Origin of the sequence: Rhodoferax sp., from assembly GCF_018063565.1 — a bacterium.
Classification (GTDB): domain Bacteria; phylum Pseudomonadota; class Gammaproteobacteria; order Burkholderiales; family Burkholderiaceae_C; genus Rhodoferax.
In genome coordinates, this window is the sequence record NZ_JAGPBB010000141.1 from 1 (window position 1) to 6082 (window position 6082).

Sequence of the window (6082 nt, forward strand, 5' to 3'; positions counted from 1 at the left end):
CTCAAGATACCCCCAAAGTCGCCCTCATCACCGGCGTCACCGGCCAGGACGGCAGCTACCTTGCCGAGTTCCTGCTCGACAAAGGCTACACCGTGCACGGCATCAAGCGCCGTGCCAGCAGCTTCAACACCGAGCGGGTCGACCACATCTACCAGGACCCGCACATTGACAATGCCCGCTTCAAGCTGCACTACGGTGATTTGAGCGACACCAGCAACCTCACCCGCATCATCCAGCAGGTGCAGCCCGATGAGGTCTACAACCTGGGGGCGCAGAGCCATGTGGCGGTTTCTTTTGAGTCCCCCGAATACACCGCCGATGTCGACGGCATGGGCACCCTGCGCATTCTGGAAGCCATTCGTATCCTGGGGCTGGAGAAGAAAACCCGCTTCTACCAGGCCAGCACCTCAGAGCTCTATGGCCTGGTGCAGGAGATCCCGCAAAAGGAAACCACGCCGTTTTACCCAAGATCTCCGTATGCAGTGGCCAAACTCTATGCTTACTGGATCACGGTGAACTACCGTGAAGCCTATGGCATGTATGCGTGCAACGGCATTTTGTTCAACCATGAGAGCCCACGCCGGGGCGAAACCTTTGTCACCCGCAAGATCACCCGGGGGCTGGCCAACATTGCCCAAGGCTTGGAGAGCTGCCTGTACATGGGCAACATGAGTGCCCTGCGTGACTGGGGCCATGCCAAAGACTATGTGCGCATGCAGTGGATGATGCTGCAGCAGGACAAGCCGCAGGACTTTGTCATTGCCACCGGGGTGCAGTACAGCGTGCGCCAGTTCATTGAGTGGAGTGCGGCCGAGCTGGGCATCACCGTGGCCTTTGAAGGCGAAGGCGCGGCCGAATGTGCAGTGGTCAAGGCCATCCGTGGTGACAAGGCACCGGCCTTGAAGGTGGGTGACACCATCGTCAAGGTGGACCCGCGTTACTTCAGACCGACCGAGGTGGAGACCTTGCTGGGAGACCCGAGCAAAGCCAAGACCGAGCTGGGCTGGGTGCCCGAGATCACGGTGCAGCAGATGTGCGCCGAGATGGTGGCGCATGACCTGCAGAAGGCACGCCAGCATGCGCTGCTGAAGCAGGCCGGGTATGCGGTGAATGTGAGTTTGGAGTAATTGCGCCACCGGGAGCTCGGACCTATGCAAGCTGACCATTCCCTTCAGAGTGACCCCACCATTTCCCAGCTGCTGGGCAAGTTACCCGACGAGATGCGCGCCACCTTCAGCGACGCGCAGTTGCTGGCTTTGAAGCTGGCCTTGGGTGGTCGGGCCTGGAACCAGCATGCGGTGGACTTCCGCTGGACGCTCAAATTCTGGCAGTGGCAGTATTACCTGGTGGTGGTCGCCGGGCGCAACCGGCGCACCATGAGCGCACGCGAACGGCGCTTGCAGGAACTGAGCCTGGCGTTGTTCGTGTCCGTCTTTCTGATGTTCTCCACCATCCTGGGGATTTTTGTGGTGTACATCATCAAGTCAGCGCTGGGGATCGATCTGATCCCAGGGTTCTCGTTTGGCGTATGGGACTGGTTTCAGGCGCAGTTTTTGCGCTGAACAAAGGCCTCAGGCAAAGTTGGCTTCCGCAAACGACCAGTTGACCATCTTGTCGAGGAAGGTCTCAACAAATTTGGGGCGCAGGTTGCGGTAGTCAATGTAATAGGCATGCTCCCAGACATCAACCGTCAGCAGCGCGGTGTCGGCAGTGGTCAGCGGCGTACCCGCTGCACCCATGTTGACAATATCCACCGAGCCGTCGGCCCTCTTCACCAGCCAGGTCCAGCCGGAGCCAAAGTTGCCAACCGCCGATTTAACAAAGGCTTCTTTGAACGCAGCGTAGCTGCCCCACTTGGCATCTATCGCGGCGGCCAGCGCGCCACCCGGTTGACCGCCACCATTGGGCTTCATGCAGTTCCAGAAAAAGGTATGGTTCCAGATCTGGGCGGCGTTGTTGTAGATGCCACCGGTGGCCTTCTTGACGATGGCTTCAAGATCCATCGCTTCAAATTCGGTGCCTTTTTGCAGATTGTTCAGGTTCACGACGTAGGCGTTGTGGTGCTTGCCATGATGGAACTCCAGCGTTTCCTTGGAATAGTGGGGTGCCATGGCGTCAATAGCAAATGGCAGGGCGGGCAGAGTATGTTCCATGAGTTCCTCAGGGGTAAGTTGGAAAAAAGCAAATTGTAGAAAGAATCAGACCGGGGGGTGGGACACGGTCAAATCAACCGTGCCGCCTGCAAGGGTGGCAGTAACCGTCTGACCTGGCAGGAACTGCCCGAACAAACTGCCAGTACAAGAAAACCCGGTCAACTCACCCCGCACCGTGACCCGGTTAAAGAAGGCCTGCAACACGCCGGCGACCGCACCGCACAAGGCTCTGACCGGCAGGGCCAACGACCCAGGCGCCAAAAAATTCGCGTCAAACACGTGAAAACCCCCTTGACAAAGCAAGAAAACCGGAAATGCCACCGAAGAGTCTTCCACAGATCGGCGCCGGCAGGTTTGGTCTATTTTGCGTAGCGGGGTTTTGTGCAAGTTCGTAATACATTGTTGATTTCATTGAATTTTTAACTGCTTAATCGGTCATCAAACTGTCACGAGCCGCATCCAGCCTGCTTTCAGGGCTATCAAACCCTCGGTTCTCCACAAAGTTATCCACAGAAATTGTGCGCAAATTGACGACATCGGCGCGCGGACCAGGGGCGCACAGCACTGCGCCATAATCACACCGGAATTTTTACCAGCGGAGTCGTCATTTGTTTTCCATCATACAAGCCGCCGGCTGGCCGATCTGGCCCCTGATTGCCAGCTCGGTGCTGGCGCTGGCACTGGTCATCGAGCGCTTCATCAGCCTGAAAACCCAGCGCATCGCACCGCCCAAGCTGCTCGATGAGGTATTGGCCGTCGCCCGTTACGCCGTGCCGGCTCCGGATGTGGTGAGCAAACTTGAACAAAACTCGGTGCTGGGTGAAGTTCTGGCCAGTGGCTTGCGCGCGCTGAATCTCAACCCCCGATGCAGTGAAGACGAGTTGCGCGCCGTCATGGAGAGTGCCGGACGCCTGGCGGCACACAAGCTGGAGCGTTACCTCAGTGCGCTCGCCACCATTGCATCGGCCGCACCGCTGATGGGTCTGTTCGGCACCGTGGTTGGCATGATCGAGATTTTTGGTTCACAAACACCCTCAGGGGCTACCGGAGGCAATCCGGCGCAGTTGGCACATGGCATTTCGGTGGCTTTGTACAACACCGCTTTCGGCTTGATCGTGGCGATTCCGTCGCTGATTTTCTGGCGCTATTTCCGCGCCCGGGTGGATGAATATCTGCTGACGCTGGAACTGGCAGCGGAACGCCTGGCGCGCCACCTCAATACCCTGCGCAAGTAAATACGCTGGCCATGAACTTTCGCCCCCACCCCAAAGAGGAACCCGAGATCAACCTGATCCCCTTCATCGATGTGTTGCTGGTGATCCTGATCTTCCTGATGCTGTCCACCACCTATGCCAAATTTACCGAGCTCCAGATCAAGTTGCCAGTAGCTGATGTGGAGGCGCAACGCGACTATCCCAAAGAGGTGCTGGTGTCCGTCAGCGATGAGGGGCAGTACAGCGTCAACAAAATCCGGGTCAACGGACGCAACATGGTTGACCTGGCGCAGGCGCTGGCCGAGGGTGCGAAGGCAGGCAAAGAGTCAGTCGTGGTGATCCACGCCGATGCGGCTGCCCGCCACCAGGCGGTCATCACCGTGATGGAGGCCGCCCGCAGTGCTGGACTGGCACACATCACCTTTGCCACCCAATCGTCCATGGATGGTGGCCGCTAAGCCATCACCGGCAGCACCCGCAACGTCGGGCTGGCAGCCAATGCTGCGCAACGCCTGGCTGCGGCGCGGGCTGCTGGCCTGCCTGCTGTGGCCTCTGTCACGGGTGTACTCGGTGCTGGTGCGCCTGCGTATGGGTCTGTACCGGCTTGGCGTGCTACCGGTGCAGCGCCTGCCGGTACCGGTGGTGGTGGTCGGCAATGTGCTGGTGGGCGGCACCGGCAAGACCCCGGTGGTGATGGCAATGGTGGCCCATCTGCAAGGGCGCGGTTGGCAAGTGGGTGTGATTTCACGCGGCTATGGTCGCCAAACGGCCGGTTGCCTGGAGGTCAGCAGCGCCAGCAAGGCACGGGACGTCGGCGACGAGCCCGCGTTGATCCACCATCGCGCCCAGGTGCCCGTGTTTGTCGCGGAAAACCGCGTCGACGCCGGGCGAGCCCTGCTGAATCAATATCCGCACACCAACCTCCTCGTGAGTGACGACGGACTGCAGCACCTGCGTCTGGCACGTGACGTCGAGATTGGGGTCTTTGACGACCGTGGCGTGGGCAACGGCTGGCTGCTGCCCGCCGGACCCTTGCGTGAACCCTGGCCGCGCGCGCTGGATCTGACGCTGCACACCGGCCAACGCCCGGCGTTTGCCGGATTTCAGGGGCGGCGCCAGCTGGCCAGCTATGCCTTGCGCGCTGATGGCGGTCGGGTGCCCTTGACCGACCTGTGTGGCCAGCCGGTGGTGGCACTGGCGGCCATTGCCCAGCCCGAAGTCTTTTTTGCCATGTTGCGCGCCCAGGGGCTGACCCTTGAATACGTCATCGCCCTGCCGGATCATTTTGATTTCAGTAGCACGGAGCGATTTGAATACCAGGGCTATCCACTTCTTTGCACAGAAAAAGACGCGGTCAAATTGTGGCCACTCAACACTGCCGCACTCGCGGTGCCGCTGGAGTTCACTCTGCCCCGGTCATTCTGGAACGCGCTCGACGCCCGTCTGCCAAGCCGACCCGACACCACATCACCTGCAACGCCTTGACACTGGCACAGCTATCATCACGCCATGGATACACGACTACTTGAATTATTGGTCTGCCCGGTCACCAAAGGGCCCCTTGAATACAACCGCGAAAAGCAGGAGCTGAGCTCTCGCAGTGCACGCCTGGCTTACCCGGTGCGAGATGGCATCCCGATCCTGCTGGAAAGTGAAGCACGCACCTTGAGCGACGAAGAACTCGGGCTGTAACCCCGGCCACGATAATGCCGTATACCGTCCTGATTCCGGCCCGCCTGGCCTCAACCCGACTACCCAACAAACCACTGGCCGACATTGCCGGAGTGCCGATGGTGGTGCGTGTGGCCCAGCGCGTGTTGACCCTTCAAACGGGCCGTCACTCGCCCAGAGTGGTTGTGGCCGCCGACGATGCAGCCATCGTGGACGTGTGTCAAGCGCACGGTGTCGAGGTGGTGCTGACCCGCATCGACCACGCCAGTGGCAGTGACCGCCTGGCCGAGGCCTGCGATCTGCTGGCGCTGCCAGACGATGCCATCGTCGTCAACGTGCAGGGCGATGAGCCCCTGATTGACACCGCGCTGGTCGAGGCGGTCGCAAAATTGTTAAAGAATCAGCCTTTGGCCCATATCAGTACTGCCGCTCACGCGATTGACTCAGTAGCGGACTTCCACAATCCGAATCTGGTCAAGGTGGTGTTGGACGCGCAGCAGTTGGCGCTCTATTTCAGCCGCTCGCCCATCGCCTACCCGCGTGACACGCCGCATCAGTTGCCCAGTCCGGCGCCGCTGCGGCACATCGGCATTTATGCTTACCGGGTTGATTTTTTGCGACAGTTTCCCAGACTACCCCAAGCGCCCATCGAGCGAACCGAGTCGCTGGAGCAGTTGCGTGCCATGTGGCATGGCTACCGCATCGCCGTTCATGTGGCCGAGCATGCCCCCGGCCCGGGCGTGGACACCCCCGAAGACCTTGAAAAAGTACGCCGGCTGTTCGCGCTTTAAGTCCCGCCTGTAAGGCCATTGCCGGCCGCGCCGTGCTATTCTCAGGCGGTGAGCAAGCTGTGCCAAGGCGATCGTCCGAATTGCCAACGCCAGCGTGATTTTTCAATCATTTCCCAAGGACACACATGAGACTGATTCTGTTGGGCGCACCAGGCGCTGGCAAAGGCACCCAAGCGACCTTTATCTGCCAGAAATACGGCATTCCTCAAATCTCCACTGGCGACATGTTGCGCGCAGCCGTCAAGGCGGGTAC

10 protein-coding genes are annotated in these 6082 nt (G+C 59.8%); 8 read left to right on the forward strand and 2 right to left on the reverse strand.

Annotation, left to right across the window (positions count from 1 at the left end; all coding sequences use genetic code 11):
• Positions 1-26 precede the first annotated feature (26 nt).
• Positions 27-1127: a GDP-mannose 4,6-dehydratase gene (gene gmd, locus KBF66_RS18440; RefSeq protein WP_296661034.1), complete on the forward strand. Its 1101-nt coding sequence runs from the start codon at positions 27-29 to the stop codon at positions 1125-1127.
• A 24-nt stretch (positions 1128-1151) separates the two neighbouring features.
• Positions 1152-1562 carry a hypothetical protein gene (locus KBF66_RS18445; protein ID WP_296661017.1) on the forward strand — a complete coding sequence of 137 codons (411 nt, stop codon included), beginning with the start codon at positions 1152-1154 and terminating at the stop codon, positions 1560-1562.
• Positions 1563-1571: 9 nt separating this feature from the next.
• Here KBF66_RS18445 and KBF66_RS18450 read toward each other — a convergent pair whose 3' ends face one another.
• Both KBF66_RS18450 and KBF66_RS18455 read right to left on the reverse strand, forming a co-directional pair.
• Positions 1572-2153 (reverse strand): Fe-Mn family superoxide dismutase, encoded by a 582-nt coding sequence (locus KBF66_RS18450; RefSeq protein WP_296661020.1) that lies wholly within the window; start codon positions 2151-2153, stop codon positions 1572-1574.
• 45 nt (positions 2154-2198) lie between these two features.
• A complete protein-coding gene (locus tag KBF66_RS18455) occupies positions 2199-2432 on the reverse strand; it encodes a hypothetical protein (RefSeq protein ID WP_296661022.1) in 234 nt (77 codons plus the stop codon).
• 329 nt (positions 2433-2761) lie between these two features.
• On the opposite strand from KBF66_RS18455, the gene KBF66_RS18460 reads away from it, so the two are divergent.
• From KBF66_RS18460 to KBF66_RS18485, 6 genes are all read left to right on the forward strand, one after another.
• The gene (locus tag KBF66_RS18460) at positions 2762-3388 is read left to right on the forward strand and encodes a MotA/TolQ/ExbB proton channel family protein (RefSeq protein ID WP_296661024.1); all 627 of its coding nucleotides are present in this window, start codon (positions 2762-2764) and stop codon (positions 3386-3388) included.
• A gap of 11 nt (positions 3389-3399) precedes the next feature.
• On the forward strand, positions 3400-3825 hold the full coding sequence (locus tag KBF66_RS18465; RefSeq protein ID WP_296661027.1) for a biopolymer transporter ExbD: 426 nt from the start codon (positions 3400-3402) through the stop codon (positions 3823-3825).
• Positions 3812-4852: a tetraacyldisaccharide 4'-kinase gene (lpxK, locus tag KBF66_RS18470; protein ID WP_296661036.1), complete on the forward strand. Its 1041-nt coding sequence runs from the start codon at positions 3812-3814 to the stop codon at positions 4850-4852. Before KBF66_RS18465 ends, lpxK begins: the two co-directional genes overlap by 14 nt.
• A gap of 24 nt (positions 4853-4876) precedes the next feature.
• Positions 4877-5059: a Trm112 family protein gene (locus KBF66_RS18475; RefSeq protein ID WP_296661029.1), complete on the forward strand. Its 183-nt coding sequence runs from the start codon at positions 4877-4879 to the stop codon at positions 5057-5059.
• 14 nt (positions 5060-5073) lie between these two features.
• On the forward strand, positions 5074-5829 hold the full coding sequence (kdsB, locus tag KBF66_RS18480) for a 3-deoxy-manno-octulosonate cytidylyltransferase (RefSeq protein ID WP_296661031.1): 756 nt from the start codon (positions 5074-5076) through the stop codon (positions 5827-5829).
• A gap of 125 nt (positions 5830-5954) precedes the next feature.
• Positions 5955-6082: nucleoside monophosphate kinase (locus tag KBF66_RS18485; RefSeq protein ID WP_296661038.1), on the forward strand; the 128-nt coding region annotated here is incomplete at its 3' end.